Annotated in this window: 12 protein-coding genes and 1 pseudogene; all 13 read right to left on the bottom strand. The window is 41.4% G+C overall.

Features of this window, described 5'->3' with window-relative positions; translation table 11 throughout:
• Positions 1–18: 18 nt before the first annotated feature.
• Positions 19–1,119 (bottom strand): 3-isopropylmalate dehydrogenase, encoded by a 1,101-nt coding sequence (leuB, locus tag PLANO_RS00175; protein ID WP_038701897.1) that lies wholly within the window; start codon positions 1,117–1,119, stop codon positions 19–21.
• 30 nt (positions 1,120–1,149) lie between these two features.
• The gene (locus PLANO_RS00170) at positions 1,150–2,691 is read right to left on the bottom strand and encodes a 2-isopropylmalate synthase (RefSeq protein ID WP_038701896.1); all 1,542 of its coding nucleotides are present in this window, start codon (positions 2,689–2,691) and stop codon (positions 1,150–1,152) included.
• Positions 2,678–3,712 (bottom strand): ketol-acid reductoisomerase, encoded by a 1,035-nt coding sequence (gene ilvC / locus PLANO_RS00165; RefSeq protein ID WP_038701895.1) that lies wholly within the window; start codon positions 3,710–3,712, stop codon positions 2,678–2,680. Before ilvC ends, PLANO_RS00170 begins: the two co-directional genes overlap by 14 nt.
• Positions 3,713–3,740: 28 nt before the next feature.
• The gene (gene ilvN, locus PLANO_RS00160; protein ID WP_038701894.1) at positions 3,741–4,253 is read right to left on the bottom strand and encodes an acetolactate synthase small subunit; all 513 of its coding nucleotides are present in this window, start codon (positions 4,251–4,253) and stop codon (positions 3,741–3,743) included.
• Positions 4,250–5,977, bottom strand: coding sequence for an acetolactate synthase large subunit (ilvB, locus tag PLANO_RS00155; protein ID WP_038701892.1), 1,728 nt, complete (start codon positions 5,975–5,977; stop codon positions 4,250–4,252). The genes ilvN and ilvB overlap by 4 nt, the downstream gene beginning before the upstream one ends.
• A 343-nt stretch (positions 5,978–6,320) precedes the next feature.
• Positions 6,321–7,220: a branched-chain-amino-acid transaminase gene (ilvE, locus tag PLANO_RS00150; protein ID WP_038701891.1), complete on the bottom strand. Its 900-nt coding sequence runs from the start codon at positions 7,218–7,220 to the stop codon at positions 6,321–6,323.
• A gap of 325 nt (positions 7,221–7,545) precedes the next feature.
• Positions 7,546–8,733: an elongation factor Tu gene (gene tuf / locus PLANO_RS00145; RefSeq protein WP_038701889.1), complete on the bottom strand. Its 1,188-nt coding sequence runs from the start codon at positions 8,731–8,733 to the stop codon at positions 7,546–7,548.
• A gap of 114 nt (positions 8,734–8,847) precedes the next feature.
• Positions 8,848–10,926 (bottom strand): elongation factor G, encoded by a 2,079-nt coding sequence (gene fusA / locus PLANO_RS00140; RefSeq protein ID WP_038701886.1) that lies wholly within the window; start codon positions 10,924–10,926, stop codon positions 8,848–8,850.
• Positions 10,927–10,977: 51 nt separating this feature from the next.
• Positions 10,978–11,448: a 30S ribosomal protein S7 gene (gene rpsG, locus PLANO_RS00135; protein ID WP_008432480.1), complete on the bottom strand. Its 471-nt coding sequence runs from the start codon at positions 11,446–11,448 to the stop codon at positions 10,978–10,980.
• A gap of 44 nt (positions 11,449–11,492) precedes the next feature.
• Positions 11,493–11,912 (bottom strand): 30S ribosomal protein S12, encoded by a 420-nt coding sequence (gene rpsL / locus PLANO_RS00130; protein ID WP_038701884.1) that lies wholly within the window; start codon positions 11,910–11,912, stop codon positions 11,493–11,495.
• A 99-nt stretch (positions 11,913–12,011) separates the two neighbouring features.
• Positions 12,012–12,259: pseudogene (locus PLANO_RS00125) on the bottom strand (ribosomal L7Ae/L30e/S12e/Gadd45 family protein).
• Between the two features lie 137 nt (positions 12,260–12,396).
• Positions 12,397–16,002, bottom strand: coding sequence for a DNA-directed RNA polymerase subunit beta' (gene rpoC / locus PLANO_RS00120; protein WP_038701882.1), 3,606 nt, complete (start codon positions 16,000–16,002; stop codon positions 12,397–12,399).
• A gap of 107 nt (positions 16,003–16,109) precedes the next feature.
• Positions 16,110–19,664, bottom strand: coding sequence for a DNA-directed RNA polymerase subunit beta (gene rpoB / locus PLANO_RS00115; RefSeq protein ID WP_038701880.1), 3,555 nt, complete (start codon positions 19,662–19,664; stop codon positions 16,110–16,112).
• Between the last annotated feature and the right edge of the window lie 52 nt (positions 19,665–19,716).

Raw genomic sequence — 19,716 nt, 5'->3', positions numbered from 1 at the left:
GCGAACCGCTCCTTTTACTTACACATAAGAATACATAATGTGTTCTGATACAAATTCTCTTTCCAGCTCTTCGATCACTTTTGTTACATATTGCTCTGTTGAAACCACACGTTTCCCACTACCAGCCAAGTCTCCTGTGCAATAGCCATCTTCTAGCACACCCATTACAGCTTGTTCAATAGCAGCAGCTTCTGTATGCAGTCCAAACGAATGCTTCAACATCATCGCAGCTGACAAAATAGCAGCTGATGGATTCGCTTTGTTTTGCCCAGCGATGTCAGGTGCTGAACCATGTACAGGTTCGTAAAGACCAAAACCGTCTGAACGAACGCTAGCAGATGGTAACATCCCCAGTGAACCGGTAATAACAGAAGCTTCGTCACTCAGGATGTCTCCAAACATATTCTCTGTTACGACAACATCGAAAGTCCGCGGGTCTGTGATTAGCTTCATTGCTGCTGAGTCAACTAGCATATGTTCCACTTCGATATCAGGATATGCCGCTTTGCGTTCTTCTACAACTTCGCGCCAGAGTTTACTTGTTTCTAGTACGTTGGCTTTATCAACAGAAGTTACTTTGCCTCTTCGAGTTCGAGCGATTTCAAACGCTTGGTTCACAATGCGCTCAATTTCTTCTCTCGTGTAAACCAAAGTATCCACAGCCGATTTTTCAGAACGACGTTTTGGTTCACCAAAATACAATCCACTCGTCAATTCACGAACAATAACCATATCTACTTCTTTCGCTACTTCTTCTTTTAACGGGGAAGATGCTAGCAATGCCGGGATTGCTTTTACTGGACGAATATTTGCAAACAAATCGAAATGCTTCCGGATGTTCAAAAGCCCTTTTTCAGGACGCAAATGAGCTGGGTTGTTATCCCATTTTGTTCCCCCGACCGCACCAAGGAGAATCGCGTCACTCGCTTCACAAACTTCAATCGTTTGCTCGGGAAGCGGATTGTCAAATTGATCAACCGCTGCACCTCCGATTACCGCGTGCTTTAAATGAAAAGTATGTCCATAACGCATTGCAATGGATTGCAGCACTTTTACCGCTGCATCTGTTACTTCTGGTCCGATTCCGTCTCCTGGCAATACCGCTATTGTTTTTTTCATTTTAAATTCCTCCTCTTTCGATTTGTTCACTTAAATGGCTGGGATTCTAACCTTCTTACCTACTTGAACAATTTGACGATTGACTGCATTTAAGTATGCTTTTGCCGTTGCTTCTAATACATCTTGTGCAACGTCTCGACCTGTAACTGTTTCTCCGTTGTAGCTCATGTTGATAACTGCCTCACCCAATGCATCGCGTCCTTTACCAATAGAGGTCACTCGGTAGTCCAATATATGAACTTCACCTTCTACAATTCGCTCGAGCGTGTTGAAAATCGCTTCAACAGAACCTGCTCCCGTAGCTGCTTCGTTAATTAACTCACCATTTGGATGATAAGCAGAAGCTGTAGCTGTTGGAATGTTCGCTGTGCCGTATTGCACTTGAACGCTTTCTAGTTTGTAAACCGGTGTTTCGTTATCGTGAATCTGTTGATCGGTTAGCAATACATACAAATCCGCTTCTACGATTTGTTTTTTGCTATCTGCTAGTTTTTTAAATTCAACAAATGCTTTATTCAACTTTTCTTCTGTCAAATCAAAGCCCATTTTTACAGCACGATCTTTAAAAGCATGACGCCCCGAATGTTTACCTAGTACCAATTCAGTTGCTGCGTCGCCAATCAATTCCGGTGTAATGATTTCGTACGTCAACGGATTTTTTAACATGCCGTCTTGGTGGATACCAGATTCATGAGCAAACGCATTTTTACCAACTACAGCTTTGTTCGGTTGAATCAAGCTACCTGTCAATTGACTCACCAATTGGCTTGTACGTTTAATTTCATTTAGTTTGATGCCTGTTTCGATATTGAAAATCTGTTTGCGGATATGCAAGGCAACAGCAATTTCTTCAAGCGCAACGTTACCAGCACGTTCTCCGATTCCATTGATCGTTCCTTCAATTTGCGTTGCACCATTCTCGATAGCTGCTAACGTATTCGCTGTCGCCATTCCCAAATCATTATGACAATGCGCAGATAGTTTTACTTTTTCAATTCCTGCTACATTGTCGGTCATGTATTTGAACATCGCACCGTATTCATGAGGTGTCGCATAACCAACCGTATCCGGAAGATTAATAGTTGTTGCTCCCGCTTCAATTACTTTACGAATAATATGTGCTAGGAACTCAGGGTCTGAACGAGAAGCATCTTCCGCCGACCACTGGACGAGCGGGAAGAACTTACGCGCATACTTTACCGATTCCACAGCCAGTTCAACCACTTGCTCGGGTGTTTTAAATAATTTTGTTTCCATATGAATAGGGGATGTCGCTAAAAAGATATGGATATGCGGTTGTTCCGCTCCTTTTAACGCTTCCCACGTTCTGTCAATGTCACTTTGGATCGAACGAGCAAGGCCCGTTACAATTGAATTCTTTACTGTGCCTGCAATGCGTTGCACAGCATCAAAATCTCCCGGGGATGAAGCAGGAAATCCTGATTCGATAATCGTCACTCCCAAACGTTCAAGCTGGCGGGCGATTTCGATTTTCTCTGCTGTATTCAAGTTGATCCCGGCCGACTGTTCTCCGTCTCGCAATGTCGTATCGAAAATATCAATTTGTGACATTAGCAGCCACCTCTTTTTGTTTTGTCTTTTTGCCTTCGTTAACGAATGGCATCATCGCACGCAATTCGCGTCCAACCTGTTCGATTTGATGTGATTCTTCTGCTTTTTCGATTGCTGTGAATTCTGGACGGTTTAATTGGTTTTCAAGCAACCAGCCTTTTGCAAATTTCCCTGTTTGGATATCTGTAAGGACGTCTTTCATACGCGCTTTTGTATCTGCATCGACAATGCGTGGACCTGATACAAAATCTCCCCACTGTGCTGTGTCTGAAATTGAATAACGCATTCCTGACAAGCCACCTTCATACATTAGATCAACAATCAATTTCAATTCGTGCATACATTCGAAATATGCAAGTTCAGGCTGATACCCAGCTTCTACAAGCGTTTCAAATCCAGCTTTTACTAGAGACGTTACACCGCCACAAAGAACTGCCTGTTCGCCAAATAGATCTGTTTCCGTTTCCTCTTTAAATGTTGTTTCTAAAACACCTGCACGTGTAGCTCCGATTCCTTTTGCATAAGCAAGTGCTACTTCTTTAGCTTGACCCGACACGTCTTGGTGGATAGCGATTAACCCAGGTACGCCAGCACCAGCTTCGTACGTACGACGCACAAGGTGTCCCGGTCCTTTAGGAGCTACTAGGAATACATCTACATCTGTAGGTGCAACAATTTGATTAAAGTGAACATTAAAACCATGAGCAAAAACAAGTGACTTACCTGCTTTTAATGAAGGTTTGATATCTGCGTTATAGATTTGTGTTTGTTTTTCATCCGGTACTAAAAGCATGATTACGTCTGCCGCTTCTGCCGCTTCTTTTACTGTTACTACTTTCATGCCGTCATTTTCTGCTTGCTCGAATGATTTACCTGGACGTACGCCAACTACTACATCAAATCCAGATTCCTTTAAGTTTTGTGCGTGTGCGTGACCTTGTGAACCATAGCCGATTACCGCGATTGTCTTTCCTTTAAGTACCTGTTCGTTTACGTCTTGGTTATAATACATTTTTGCCATTTTTAATTTCCTCCTCGAGTTTGGGTTTTTAAAGTATGTTTAATTGTGGTGCTTGAGCTTTTTGTGTTTCTCTGACAAAAGCTGATACTCCGGTTCGGGTCAACTCTTTCACACCATAAGGTCTCATCAAATCGATAAATGCTTCGATTTTCTCTGGGTCGCCAGTAACTTGGAATGTTGTTACATTTTTGCTCATGTCTACAACTGTTGCTCGGAACGGTTCAACGATACTGAGAATTTCACTTCTGACTGCTGGTGGGACGACTACTTTTACCAACGCCAACTCTCTCATTACCATTGCTTTATCTGTAATATCGTTTACTTTGATAACATCAATTTGTTTTTGAAGTTGCTTTAATAATTGTTCCAATTTCCCTTTATCTTCAACATTGACGACAAAAGTCATTTTCGACATGCCTGGCTGTTCAGTGTGACCAACCGAGATGCTTTCGATATTGAACTGTCGTTTCATCAGTAATCCAGTAACGCGGTTCAATACTCCGCTTTGATTGATTACTGTTGTTGTAATAACTCGCTTCATTCGCCTTTCACTCCGATCATTTCATTCAAGCCTTTTCCAGGTGCAACCATTGGATACACGCATTCCAATTGAATTACGCGGCAATCGATCAAGACCGGCTCGTTTGAATTAAATGCTTCTGTAAAAACTGCCTCTGCCTCTTCCATCGTCTCTACTTTATAACCTTTAACGTTATAAGCTTCAGCCAACTTAACAAAATCAGGTTGAACAGGCATTAGTGACTGGGAATAACGCGATTCGTAAAATGTTTCTTGCCATTGTCTTACCATTCCAAGGCTTTGATTGTTTAAAATAACAATTTTTACCGGAAGGCGTAGTTCTTGGAGTAATGACAACTCTTGCAACGTCATTTGGAAGCCGGCATCTCCTACAATGGAAATAACTTGTTCATTTGGTTTTGCTAGCTGTGCTCCAATAGCCGCCGGAAAACCAAAGCCCATCGTACCTAAACCACCTGAAGTTACCCAATTATGCGGGTTGTTAAAGCGGTAATATTGTGCCGCCCACATTTGATGTTGACCGACATCCGTCGTTACTACAGCATCTCCTTTAGTCAAACGATGAATCAATTCCACAGCCTGCTGAGGAAGAATTCCTTCTCGGCCCTTCACATGATACTGAAGTGGATATTCTGCTTTATCTACAGATAGTTTTGCCAACCACTCTGTTGTGTCTGGACTTTCAAAAGCTTGGTCGAGTAATTGATTTAACGCTTCTCTCGCATCTGCGACAATCGGAATAGCTGTTGGAACATTTTTGCCGATTTCTGCAGGATCGATATCGATATGGATTACTTGAGCATTTGGTGCAAAGTGAGCTAGATTTCCAGTTAACCGGTCATCAAACCGGGCACCGATATTTAGTAGCACATCACAATCACAAATCGCCGTGTTCGCTGTATACGTTCCGTGCATTCCAGCCATTCCTAAGAATAGTTCGTGCTCCCCTGAGATACTTCCCAGTCCGAGTAGCGTGTTGGTAATTGGAATTTGATACTGTTCCGAAAAAGTTTTAAGCTCTGCAGTTGCTTTTGCTGCTAGCACTCCCGCCCCCGCTAGGATTAACGGCTTTTTCGATTGCGACAATAATTGAGCAGCTTTTTGTATTTGTAGGAAGTTTGGTTTGGTTGTTGGTTGATACCCCGGTAAGTTTACTTCCTCTTCATCTTTTGTAGTTAAAAATAATTCTGTAGCTATATTTTTAGGGATGTCTACGAGAACGGGTCCCGGACGTCCGGTAGAAGCGATGTAGAATGCTTCTTTCACAATTCTTGGTAGATCCGATACTTTCTTTACTTGATAGTTATGTTTTGTAATCGGCTGAGTGATTCCGACGATGTCAGCTTCCTGAAATGCATCCGTTCCAATTACTGAAGTTGCAACTTGTCCTGTAAAGATGACTAATGGCAAGGAATCCAACATGGCATCAGCTATACCCGTCACTAAATTCGTTGCTCCTGGACCCGATGTAGCAAGTACAACACCGGTTTTACCTGACACTCTTGCGTAACCTTCAGCTGCGTGGATTGCACCTTGTTCATGTCTCGCCAATATGTGCCGTATCGGGTTTTGGTGCAAGGCATCGTAAATTGGTAGCACCGCGCCTCCGGGATATCCGAAAATGATTTCTACTCCTTGATTTTTCAAAGATTGAATTAGCACATCTGCCCCGCTGCCTGTTGATTCTTGTTTAACTTCTTCTCTAACCTTTACGTTTACTCCCAATCTTTCCGCCTCCTTTTCTAAAACTTTTATGAAATAAAAAAACTTTTTCATCCCTACACAAAGAAACTTGTTCTTTGTATAGGGATGAAAAAGTTTCATGGTACCACCCTATTTCACTGCGCAACCGCAGCCTCATAGATAAGCAATGCTTATCCGCTGATAACGATCACTTTTAACTTGCAAGTCACCGGGACTACCTAAACAGCCGAAGCCTTTCAGCAATCCACTCAGAGGGGATGTCGTAAATGGTTGTATTACCGGCTTCCACCTATACCGGCTCTCTGTGAATACAGCTTCCATTTACTTTAACCTCGTCATTGAGTTGAACTAATATTCGGTTTTCTTAAACTACATTTAATTGATCTGAGTATACTTTTACGCCATCATTTTGAACAAGTTCTCTAAATGATACTAGCAAGTCGTTTGTAACCGGTCCTGGCTTTCCTTCGCCAATTACTCGACCGTCTACTTTTACTACGGAGATAACTTCAGCAGCCGTTCCTGTCAGGAAAACTTCGTCTGCTACATACACATCATGTCTTGTGAAGACACCTTCTTGAATGTCATACCCTTTTTGATTCGCTATGTCTATAATTGCGTTACGCGTAATTCCTTCAAGGGCTCCTACATAACCTGGAGGTGTGATTATTTTATTTTTGCGAACAATAAAGATGTTGTCTGCTGAACCTTCAGCTACATAGCCCTGATCATTTAGCATAAGAGCTTCAGAAACACCTGCTAAATTAGCTTCAAGCTTCACTAGAATATTGTTCATGTAATTTAATGATTTAACTTTCGGGCTTAATACGTCCGATCTGCTTCTTCGTGTAGCTACAGAAACAATCTCTAATCCCGTGTCATACATTGATTTTGGAAACAGCGATAAAGGTTCGGCGATTACGATTACACTAGGGTGCGAACAACTATAAGGGTCTAATCCAAGGTTACCTACTCCTCGTGAAACAATAAGTCGGATATAAGCATCTTTAAACTTATTTTCTCTCAAAGTGCGGACAACAATTTCAACCATTTCATCAAAAGTGTGTGGAATCTCGAGCATCACAGATTTTGCTGAATCGTAAAGTCGCTCAAGATGTTCTTCCAGTCGAAAGACATTTCCGTTATAAGAACGTATTCCTTCGAATACTCCATCACCGTATAAAAAACCGTGGTCATAAACTGAAATTTTAGCGTCTTCCTTTTTCACGAATTCACCATTCATATAAATTACTTGTTCATTCATGATGTCCACTTCTTTCTCGAATGTTTTATAATATGCAATATATCGAATTCTGTATGTGTTTTGTAAATTGTTGCTATCATATCGCCTATTGAAGAACGTGTCAATCTACTTTTAGTAAGTTTTTTATCAATTATGAACATTCTATATTTTTGTATCCGTTTTCATTGTTGCTATTACTAGGTTTAAAAGAATTTTTAAAAAGTTTGAATATTTTATGAACGAGAACTATTTTCGTTTATTTCTTCTTTATTTCGACTAAAAAAACACAAAAAAGACCCTGTCTCATAAAAATGAGACAGGGTCTTAAATTAACACTCAGCAGTTATTACTTAGTAATTGTAGCAACAACGCCAGCGCCTACAGTACGTCCACCCTCACGGATAGAGAACTTAGTTCCTTCTTCAAGTGCGATAGGAGAGATTAGAGAAACGATCATTTCGATGTTATCTCCAGGCATAACCATTTCTACACCTTCAGGAAGGTTACAAACACCAGTTACATCAGTTGTACGGAAGTAGAACTGTGGACGGTAGTTTGTGAAGAATGGAGTGTGACGTCCACCCTCTTCTTTTGAAAGAACGTAAACTTCAGCTTTGAATTCAGTATGTGGAGTAATTGTGCCTGGTTTAGCCAATACTTGTCCACGTTGAACGTCATCACGAGAAACTCCGCGAAGAAGTGCGCCAATGTTGTCGCCAGCTTCAGCATAGTCAAGTAATTTACGGAACATTTCTACACCAGTTACAGTAGTAGATTTTGGCTCTTCAGTGATACCAATGATATCAACGTTGTCACCAATTTTGATTTGTCCACGCTCAACACGTCCTGTAGCAACTGTTCCACGGCCAGTGATTGAGAATACATCCTCAACAGGCATCATGAAAGGTTTTTCAGTATCACGTGGTGGAGTTGGGATATAGCTATCAACTGCATCCATCAATTCAACGATTTTTTCTTCCCACTCAGCTTCTCCTTCAAGAGCTTTAAGAGCAGAACCTTTGATAACAGGAATGTCATCGCCAGGGAAGTCATATTCAGATAGAAGATCGCGTACTTCCATTTCAACTAGCTCAAGAAGTTCTTCGTCATCTACCATGTCGCATTTGTTCATGAATACTACTAAGTAAGGAACACCAACTTGACGTGAAAGAAGGATGTGCTCACGAGTTTGTGGCATTGGGCCATCAGCAGCAGATACTACTAAGATCCCGCCGTCCATTTGAGCAGCACCAGTGATCATGTTTTTAACATAATCGGCGTGACCAGGGCAATCTACGTGTGCGTAGTGACGAGTGTCAGTTTCATATTCAATGTGTGAAGTGTTGATAGTAATTCCACGTTCTTTTTCTTCAGGAGCGTTGTCGATTTGTGCGTACGAACGAGCTTCCCCACCTGATTTTTTAGCAAGAACTGTAGCGATTGCTGCAGTTAAAGTTGTTTTACCGTGATCGACGTGACCAATTGTACCAATGTTTGCGTGTGTTTTAGAGCGATCAAATTTAGCTTTACCCATTAGAAAAATCCTCCTCGAAATGTAAGTGATTGTTCATTTGATGTGCCGGAATAATAGGGCCCTATTATTCCAGGCATACAAACTATTTATACTTGATTAAAGATCAAAATTCAATTATTGACCTTTATTTTTTTTGATGATTTCTTCAGAAATTGATTTCGGTACTTCTTCATAGTGATCAAAGTGCATTGAGAACACACCACGACCTTGCGTATTTGAACGCAATGAAGTTGCATAACCGAACATTTGTGCAAGTGGTACCATAGCACGAACAACTTGCGCGTTTCCACGAGCGTCCATACCTTCTACACGGCCACGGCGTGACGTAATGTCACCCATGATATCTCCAAGGTATTCCTCAGGGATAACAACCTCAACGCGCATAATTGGCTCAAGAAGAACCGGGTTTACTTTAGAGATTGCATTTTTAAGCGCCATAGATGCAGCTACTTTAAATGCCATTTCATTCGAGTCAACATCATGGTAAGATCCGTCGAACAAACGAGCTTTGATATCAATCAATGGATATCCGGCAATAACACCGTTGTCTAGAGAGTCGCGAAGACCCGCTTCAACTGCTGGGATGTATTCACGTGGAACAACACCACCAACGATACCATTTTCAAATTCAAAACCTGCTCCTTCTTCGTTTGGAGAGAATTCAATCCAAACGTGTCCGAATTGTCCACGTCCACCAGATTGGCGTACGAATTTACCTTCAACTTTAGCAGACTGACGGAATGTCTCACGGTAAGATACCTGAGGTTCACCCACGTTAGCTTCTACGTTGAATTCACGACGCATACGGTCAACTAGGATATCAAGGTGAAGTTCACCCATACCCGCGATGATTGTTTGGCCAGTTTCCTGGTCAGTATGCGCACGGAAAGTTGGATCTTCTTCCTGTAATTTAGCAAGAGCTTGACCCATTTTATCTTGGTCTGCTTTTGACTTAGGTTCTACAGAAAGAGAAATAACTGGTTCTGGGAATACCATACGCTCAAGAATTACTTGGTGTTTCTCGTCACTTAAAGTATCACCCGTAGATGTATCTTTAAGACCGATAGCAGCAGCAATATCTCCGCAATACACTTCAGCAATTTCTTCACGAGAGTTTGCGTGCATTTGTAGAATACGTCCTACGCGCTCACGCTTACCTTTAGAAGAGTTCTGAACATATGATCCAGATTTAAGTGATCCAGAATATACGCGGAAGAAAGTTAACTTCCCTACATATGGATCTGTCATTACTTTAAACGCTAACGCAGAGAATGGTTCGCTTTCGTCAGGCTTACGTAATACTTCTTCGTCCGAGTCTGGAAGAACACCAGTCATCGGTGGTACATCTAATGGAGATGGTAGGTAATCAATTACTGCATCAAGCATTAATTGAACCCCTTTGTTTTTAAATGCAGTACCACAAACTACTGGATAAAACTCAACGTCTAATGTTCCTTTACGGATACCAGCTTTAAGTTCTTCAACAGTAATTTCTTCACCGCTAAGGTATTTCTCCATTAATTCTTCATCAAGCTCAGCAACAGCTTCCACTAATTTAGTGTGCCACTCTTCAGCAAGCTCTTTGTATTCTTCAGGAATTTCACCTTCAGTAATTTCAGTTCCCAAATCATTTGCGTAGAAACGTGCGTTCATTTCAACTAAATCGATAATAGCTGAGAACTCATCTTCTGCACCGATTGGTAATTGGATCGGGTGAGCATTTGCTTGTAGGCGTTCGTGCAATGTACCTACAGAGTAAAGGAAATCAGCACCGATTTTATCCATTTTGTTAATAAATACGATACGTGGAACACCGTAAGTTGTAGCTTGACGCCAAACTGTTTCAGTTTGAGGCTCAACACCTGATTGAGCATCAAGAACTGTAACTGCACCATCAAGTACGCGCAATGAACGTTCAACTTCTACAGTGAAGTCTACGTGTCCAGGAGTATCGATGATGTTAACGCGGTGTTCTTTCCATGAAGCAGTAGTTGCAGCAGAAGTGATTGTGATTCCACGCTCTTGCTCTTGCTCCATCCAGTCCATCTGAGAAGCACCTTCATGTGTTTCCCCGATTTTGTGGATTCTACCTGTGTAGTATAAAATACGCTCCGTAGTAGTCGTTTTACCAGCATCAATGTGTGCCATGATCCCGATATTACGTGTTTTGTCTAAGGAGAACTCTCTAGCCATGTTGTTTTTCTCCTTCCGTTTCGGATTAAGATGTAAACATCTCGAAAGAAATTACCAGCGGTAATGAGCAAATGCTTTGTTTGCTTCCGCCATTTTATGAATATCTTCACGTTTCTTAACAGCTGCACCAGTGTTGTTAGCAGCATCTAAAATTTCATTAGCCAAACGTTCTTCCATTGTTTTCTCTCCACGAAGACGTGAATAGTTAACAAGGTAACGTAAACCTAAAGTTGTACGGCGTTCAGGACGAACTTCAACCGGTACTTGATAGTTAGCTCCACCAACACGGCGAGCGCGTACTTCAAGAACTGGCATAACATTAGTTAATGCTTGTTCGTATACTTCAATTGGATCTTTACCGCTGCGTTCTTTAACTAACTCAAACGCTCCGTATAAGATTTTTTGTGAAGTACCTCTTTTTCCGTCAACCATCATTTTATTAATTAAGCGTGTCACCAATTTCGAATTATAAATTGGATCTGGCAACACGTCGCGTTTAGCTACAGGACCTTTACGAGGCATGTATGTTCCTCCTTTCAACGAAGTCACTTCGTTAATTTAAGATATTATTTTTTTGCTTTAGGGCGTTTAGTTCCGTATTTAGAACGGCTTTGCATACGGCCAGTAACTCCAGCTGTATCAAGTGCTCCACGTACGATATGGTAACGTACACCCGGTAAATCTTTTACGCGTCCGCCGCGAAGAAGAACTACACTGTGCTCTTGAAGGTTGTGACCTTCGCCGCCGATGTAAGCATTAACCTCAATTTGGTTCGTCAAACGTACACGCGCATATTTACGCAATGCGGAGTTTGGTTTTTTAGGTGTCATCGTACCAACACGAGTACATACTCCACGTTTCTGTGGTGATGTAACGTTAGTTTGAGACTTTTTAAAGCTGTTATACCCTTTGTTTAGGGCTGGTGAACCTGATTTAGTGCTCTTTGGTTTACGAGGCTTGTTAACTAATTGGTTAATTGTAGGCATCGATTTTTCCTCCTCTCAAAAGGTGTTCTAATACCACATATCCAGGTGGTTCATTTTTGGGTAAAAAACAAAGTCTTTGTGATTTATACACAAAAACTGTTATCCAGTAATAGCTAATGCAGCTGCACCGACATTAATGTCATGTGCTTTGCCAAGCTTTAATCGTGAATCTGCAATCCGATCCGAATACCTTCTTTTAAAGCTAGATGGACGATCTGTTCGGTCATTCGATCGTTCGCGTCTTTTGCCACTATTACCTCTTGGACAATACCGCTTTTTAATGCTGTTACTGTCTGCTTTGTACCGATGATTATTTCACTTGTCTGTTTTACTTTTTCATTAGACATTTGCATATCTTCCAAAGCATCCAAACCGTTAACCATCAACCCTTAACATATTATCATCCTATGATAATGCTGTCAACAAAGTTCTTGAAAAATCCCGGGGAGATTTTTGTAGCTCCCCGGAATCCAAGAAATCTATTTTATGATTCTGTACCGACAATTTCCTGCTGCGCCGCTTTTTCACTTTGAGCAATTTTAATTTGACGGTAACGTTGCATTCCTGTTCCAGCTGGAACAAGTTTTCCGATAATAACGTTCTCTTTCAATCCTAGAAGCTCATCACGTTTTCCTTTGATTGCTGCGTCTGTTAAGACACGAGTCGTTTCTTGGAAAGATGCGGCTGATAAGAATGATTCTGTTTCAAGAGAAGCTTTTGTGATCCCTAGAATTACAGGACGACTTGTCGCTGGTAAGTTACCTTCTAGAACCGCTTTAACATTAGCCTCAGTAAACTGGTGAATATCCAATAGTGAACCTGGTAGCAATTCTGTATCACCGGCTTCAATTACGCGAACTTTACGGAACATTTGACGAACCATAACTTCTACGTGCTTATCACCGATTTCTACACCCTGCATACGGTATACTTTTTGAACTTCTTTCAATAGATAAACTTGAACAGCTTGAACGTCTTTTACTTGAAGTAATTGTTTCGGATCGATTGAACCATCCGTTAATACTTCGCCTCGTACAATAGCGTCATCTACTTGAACTTTGATGCGCGCATTGTATGGAGCTAGATATTTACGTGTTTCAACATCACCTTGAATCGTTACTTCCTTCTGACCTTCGCGAATTTCTTCGATTTCAGTAACTGTCCCTGTAATTTCAGAAATAACCGCTTGACCTTTAGGATTACGCGACTCAAATATTTCTTGGATACGCGGAAGACCTTGAGTAATATCGTCTCCTGCAACCCCACCTGTATGGAATGTACGCATCGTAAGCTGAGTTCCTGGCTCACCGATTGATTGAGCTGCAATAATACCTACTGCTTCGCCCACTTCAACTTCGTCTCCAGTTGCTAAGTTTGTGCCGTAACATTTCTTACAAATACCGTGTTTTGTATTACATGTAAATGCAGAACGAATGGTAACTTCTTTAATACCCGCTTCTACAATCAGACGAGTTAAGTCTTGCGTGATCAATTCGTCTTTTGCTACAATAATTTCTTTTGTTTCTGGATGGCGAATTGTTTTCTTAGCATGACGACCAACAATACGCTCATCAAGCTCTTCAATTACTTCTGTACCTTCCATCAACGCTCCAACCAATAAGCCTCTATCTGTTCCACAATCATTTTCGCGGACGATTGCATCTTGTGCAACATCTACTAAACGACGAGTTAAGTAACCAGAATCGGCCGTTTTCAATGCTGTATCGGCAAGACCTTTACGAGCACCGTGGGTAGAGATGAAATACTCAAGTACTGTTAATCCTTCACGGAAAGAAGATTTAATCGGAAGTTCGATAATACGTCCAGCCGGGTTGGCCATCAATCCACGCATACCCGCAAGCTGCGTAAAGTTGGAAGCATTACCACGAGCACCGGAATCACTCATCATAAAGATTGGGTTTAAGTTATCAAGAGATGCCATCAGTTTACCTTGAATGATATCTTTTGCATTACTCCAATATGAAATGACGCGTGCATATCGCTCTTCTTCTGTAATCAATCCACGGCGGAATTGTTTCATTACTTTATCAACGTTTTCTTGCGCGCTAATTAAAATTTCTCCCTTGTCTGGAAGAACTACAATATCTGACACACCAACAGTGATGCCGGCTTGAGTCGAATATTTAAATCCAAGGCTCTTCATGCGATCAAGCATTTTCGAAGTTTCCGTAATATGGAAACGTTTAAATACTTCTGCGATGATCTCACCAAGAATTTTCTTTTTAAATGGCGTTACAAGTTCTGCTTCTTCAATATGCTTGCGAATATCCGTTGTTGTAGCAACAAAGTATTTCGCTGGTGTTTCCACCTGCAAGTTAAAGTCAGTCGGTTCATTAATATATGGGAATGACTTCGGCAGAATTTCATTGAAAATAATTTTACCAACAGATGTCAATAAAAGCATTTTGTTTTGTTCTTCTGTGAACGTCGGGTTGTTAACAGCTCCAGCTTGAATCGCAATACGTGTATGCAAATGCACATGGCCTGTTTGATAAGCGATCATGACTTCTTCAGGTCCTGAGAAAGTAGCGCCTTCTCCTGTAGCACCTTTACGCTCAAGCGTTAAGTAATAGTTTCCTAAAACCATATCCTGAGATGGTGTTACAACAGGTTTTCCGTCTTTTGGATTCAAAATGTTTTGAGCTGCAAGCATTAGTAATCTCGCTTCAGCTTGTGCTTCAGATGATAAAGGTACGTGAACAGCCATTTGGTCACCATCAAAATCGGCGTTGTATGCAGTACATACAAGCGGATGTAGACGGATTGCTTTACCTTCAACAAGTGTCGGTTCAAATGCCTGGATACCTAGTCTGTGAAGAGTTGGTGCTCGGTTCAATAGAACCGGATGCTCCTTGATTACATCTTCTAATACATCCCAAACTTCAGAATGAAGACGTTCAATTTTACGTTTTGCACTCTTGATGTTATGAGCCAATCCACGTTCAACCAATTCCTTCATAACAAAAGGTTTAAACAATTCGATTGCCATTCCTTTTGGTAAACCACATTGGTACATTTTCAAGTTAGGTCCAACAACAATTACTGAACGGCCTGAATAATCTACTCGTTTACCAAGAAGGTTTTGACGGAAACGTCCTTGTTTACCTTTTAACATATGAGAAAGAGATTTCAACGGACGGTTACCTGGTCCAGTAACCGGACGACCACGACGGCCATTATCAATCAAAGCATCAACAGCTTCTTGAAGCATACGTTTCTCATTTTGAACAATAATGCTTGGTGCACCAAGGTCCAAAAGACGTTTCAAACGGTTGTTCCGGTTGATTACGCGACGATAAAGATCATTTAAATCAGAAGTCGCAAAGCGACCGCCGTCTAATTGAACCATCGGACGAAGTTCAGGTGGAATAACAGGTAGCACATCTAAGATCATCCAATCAGGATTGTTTCCTGAATTACGGAATGATTCTACGACTTCAAGACGTTTGATCGCACGTGTGCGACGTTGGCCTTGAGCTGTTTTCAACTCTTCTTTTAAAGAATCCGTTTCGCGTTCAAGGTCAATTTCTTGTAATAGACGTTTGATTGCTTCTGCTCCCATAGCAGCTTGGAATTTCTTACCAAACTTATCACGGTATGCGCGGTATTCTTTTTCAGATAAAAGCTGTTTCTTTTCAAGCGGTGTATCCGCAGGATCGATTACTACGTAAGAAGCAAAGTAAATAACTTCTTCAAGTGAACGCGGTGACATATCTAAGATAAGTCCCATACGGCTCGGAATCCCTTTGAAATACCAAATGTGTGAAACAGGAGCTGCTAATTCAATATGTCCCATGCGCTCGCGACGAACTTTTGAACGTGTAACTTCAACGCCACAACGATCACAGACAACGCCTTTATAACGAACACGTTTGTATTTACCGCAATGACATTCCCAATCCTTTGTAGGACCGAAAATTCGTTCGCAGAACAAACCATCTTTTTCAGGTTTTAATGTACGGTAATTGATTGTTTCTGGCTTTTTGACTTCTCCATAAGACCATGAGCGAATTTTATCGGGTGACGCTAATCCGATTTTCATATACTCAAAATTATTAACATCTATCAAGGAGCCTACCTCCCTTTTGTCTCGAGTTTCTGTACGGCTCTTCCTCGGTAATGGCTGAATGAATAACTGGAGAACGGCCGATTAAAGCCGTTCGATTCCAAGTATTATTAATCAATTGTTCCAACCGGTGCTTCTGTATCTGCAATCGGCAAGATATTTAATGAGTCTGCTGGTTGAAGATCTTCTTCTTCATCCAAATCGCGCAACTCAATTTCTTCATCGTCAATCGTTAACATTTTAACGTCCATACCTAAACTTTGAAGCTCTTTGATTAAAACTTTAAATGATTCCGGTACACTTGGTTCCGGTACACTTTCACCTTTAACAATTGCTTCATAAGTTTTCACACGACCTACAACATCATCCGATTTCACTGTTAAGATTTCTTGTAATGTATGTGCAGCACCATATGCTTCAAGTGCCCATACTTCCATCTCACCAAAACGTTGTCCACCGAATTGTGCTTTACCACCCAATGGCTGTTGTGTAACCAATGAGTACGGCCCAGTTGAACGAGCGTGCAATTTATCATCAACCATGTGGGCAAGTTTGATCATGTACATGATTCCTACAGACACACGGTTATCGAATGCTTCACCAGAACGGCCATCATAGAGAATCGTTTTACCATCACGTGGCATACCTGACTCTTCCATTGTCTCCAACACATCTTCTTCATTCGCTCCATCAAATACAGACGAAGCCATATGAATTCCAAGTGAACGAGAAGCCATTCCAAGATGCAATTCAAGTACCTGACCAATATTCATACGAGAAGGTACACCAAGTGGGTTCAACATAATGTCGACTGGCGTGCCATCAGGCATAAACGGCATATCTTCTTCAGGTAGAATTCTTGAAATAACACCTTTGTTTCCGTGACGTCCGGCCATTTTATCACCAACAGAAATTTTACGTTTCTGAACGATGTATGCGCGGACTAACTGATTAACACCCGGTGGTAGTTCATCTCCATCTTCACGGTTGAAGATTTTAACATCCAATACAATACCGCCAGCACCGTGAGGCACTCGCAATGAAGTATCGCGAACTTCGCGTGCTTTTTCGCCGAAAATAGCATGTAAAAGACGTTCTTCAGCAGTTAGTTCTGTAACTCCTTTAGGTGTTACTTTACCAACAAGAATATCTCCATCTTTTACTTCAGCTCCGACACGGATAATTCCACGGTCATCCAAATTACGTAATGCGTCTTCTCCAACGTTCGGGATGTCGCGCGTAATTTCTTCTGGTCCTAGTTTTGTATCTCGTGAATCAGACTCGTACTCTTCAATATGAACAGATGTGTAAACATCGTCTTTCACTAAACGTTCACTCATGATAATTGCATCTTCGTAGTTAAAACCATCCCATGTCATGAAGGCAACCAATACGTTTCTTCCTAATGCCATCTCTCCGCGTTCCATTGAAGGTCCATCGGCTAGAATATCGCGTTTAGAAATACGGTCTCCAACTTTAACGATTGGGCGTTGGTTATAACTTGTTCCTTGGTTAGAACGAACGAATTTTTGCAATCGGTACGTATCAAGGTCGCCTCGGACTTCACTACCATCCACATTTTCAATGCGGCGTACTGAGATTTCTTTAGCTTCCACAAATTCTACAATACCATCATGTTTTGCTACGACAGCTGCACCAGAATCACGCGCCGCCAAATGTTCCATCCCAGTTCCTACGAAAGGAGCTTCTGGATTTAATAACGGAACCGCTTGACGTTGCATGTTCGCTCCCATTAATGCTCGGTTAGAGTCATCGTTTTCAAGGAACGGGATACAAGCTGTTGCTACAGAAACGACCTGTTTAGGAGAAACGTCCATATAGTCAATGCTGCCGCGTTTGTAAATTGTGTTTTCTCCGCGGAAACGTGCCACAATGCCTTCTTCGACGAATGATCCATCGTCATTCAATTTCGAGTTGGCTTGAGCTACTACATAGTTATCTTCTTCATCAGCGGTCAAGTAATCAATTTGTTCAGTAACAAGACCTGTTTCAGAATCTACGCGACGATAAGGAGTTTCAATGAAACCAAACTTGTTTACTTTCGCAAATGTCGAAAGTGTATTGATCAATCCAATGTTCGGGCCCTCAGGCGTTTCAATCGGACACATACGACCATAATGTGAATAGTGAACGTCACGTACTTCAAAGCCTGCGCGTTCACGCGTTAAACCACCGGGCCCAAGAGCCGACAGACGGCGTTTGTGTGTCAATTCAGCTAATGGATTTGTTTGATCCATGAACTGAGAAAGCTGAGAACTACCGAAGAACTCTTTAATTGATGCAATAACCGGACGGATATTGATCAATTGCTGAGGAACGATTGCTTGTGTATCATTAATCGACATACGTTCACGCACTACGCGTTCCATACGAGATAGTCCAATACGGAATTGGTTTTGTAAAAGTTCGCCTACTGAACGTAAACGACGATTACCAAGATGATCGATATCATCTGTGTTTCCAACACCGTAAAGAAGGTTAAAGAAGTAACTGATAGAAGAAATGATATCAGCTGGTGTTACATTTTTAATCTTATCTTCTATATAAGCATTGCTTATAACAGTGATTTCTTTTTGGTCTTCATTGTTTGGCGCATAAATTTTAATCGATTGCAAAGTAACTTCACCTTCTAAAACCCCACCTACTTGAGAAACTGTGTGGAAACCAACACCGTTTTCTAAGTTTGGAATTAAACGATCAAGTACACGACGGTCAATTAATGTGCCTGCTTCAACTAAAATTTCGCCTGTTTCAGGATCTGCCAACGTTTCGGCAATTGTTTGATTGAAAAGACGGTTTTTAATGTGAAGCTTTTTGTTCATTTTATAGCGACCAACATTTGCTAAGTCATAGCGTTTTGGGTCGAAAAAGCGTGAGTATAACAGGCTCTTTGCACTTTCAACTGTCGGTGGCTCACCAGGGCGCAGACGCTCATAAATTTCAAGAAGCGCTTTTTCTGTGCTTTCTGTATTATCTTTTTCAAGTGTGTTTTGAAGAAATTCGTTATCTCCAAGTAAATCGATGATTTCTTGGTCAGATCCAAAACCAAGCGCTCTTAAAAGAACCGTTACCGGCAATTTACGTGTGCGATCAATTCTGACATAGACAACATCTTTTGCATCTGTTTCGTATTCCAACCATGCTCCACGGTTTGGAATAACAGTTGCTCCAAAGCCTTTTTTACCATTTTTATCTGTCTTGTCATGGAAATAAACACTTGGAGAACGAACCAATTGGGAAACGATAACGCGCTCTGCTCCGTTGATAACAAACGTACCTGTTTCTGTCATTAACGGGAAATCTCCCATGAAGACATCTTGCTCTTTTACTTCATCTGTTTCTTTGTTGTGCAGACGTACTTTCACACGCAAAGGTGCTGCATAAGTTACGTCGCGCTCTTTCGATTCATCGACTGGATACTTCGGTTCCGCGAGACTGTAATCAACAAACTCGAGCGATAGATTTCCTGTGAAATCTTCAATCGGCGAGATATCTCGGAACATTTCGCGAAGTCCTTCTTCGAGAAACCATTCATAAGATGATGATTGAATTTCAATCAAGTTCGGAAGATCCAGCACTTCACTGATTCTCGAAAAACTTCTGCGTTGACGATGTTGACCGTACTGAACTAGTTGACCTACCAACTTATTCACCCCTCAATAAAACGATTATAGGTCTTTGCGATTTATACAAAAT

Origin of the sequence: Planococcus sp. PAMC 21323 (assembly GCF_000785555.1) — a bacterium.
Lineage (GTDB): Bacteria > Bacillota > Bacilli > Bacillales_A > Planococcaceae > Planococcus.
The sequence above is the reverse complement of the archived record's forward strand: the minus strand, read 5'-3'. Positions and strand labels throughout refer to the sequence as shown.

Excerpts from the sequence above, each read along its gene's own strand:
- leuB (WP_038701897.1), bottom strand. The coding sequence starts at position 1,119 with ATGAAAAAAACAATAGCGGTATTGCCAGGAGACGGAATCGGACCAGAA.
- PLANO_RS00170 (WP_038701896.1), bottom strand. The coding sequence starts at position 2,691 with ATGTCACAAATTGATATTTTCGATACGACATTGCGAGACGGAGAACAG.
- ilvC (WP_038701895.1), bottom strand. The coding sequence starts at position 3,712 with ATGGCAAAAATGTATTATAACCAAGACGTAAACGAACAGGTACTTAAA.
- ilvN (WP_038701894.1), bottom strand. The coding sequence starts at position 4,253 with ATGAAGCGAGTTATTACAACAACAGTAATCAATCAAAGCGGAGTATTG.
- ilvE (WP_038701891.1), bottom strand. The coding sequence starts at position 7,220 with ATGAATGAACAAGTAATTTATATGAATGGTGAATTCGTGAAAAAGGAA.
- tuf (WP_038701889.1), bottom strand. The coding sequence starts at position 8,733 with ATGGGTAAAGCTAAATTTGATCGCTCTAAAACACACGCAAACATTGGT.
- fusA (WP_038701886.1), bottom strand. The coding sequence starts at position 10,926 with ATGGCTAGAGAGTTCTCCTTAGACAAAACACGTAATATCGGGATCATG.
- rpsG (WP_008432480.1), bottom strand. The coding sequence starts at position 11,448 with ATGCCTCGTAAAGGTCCTGTAGCTAAACGCGACGTGTTGCCAGATCCA.
- rpsL (WP_038701884.1), bottom strand. The coding sequence starts at position 11,912 with ATGCCTACAATTAACCAATTAGTTAACAAGCCTCGTAAACCAAAGAGC.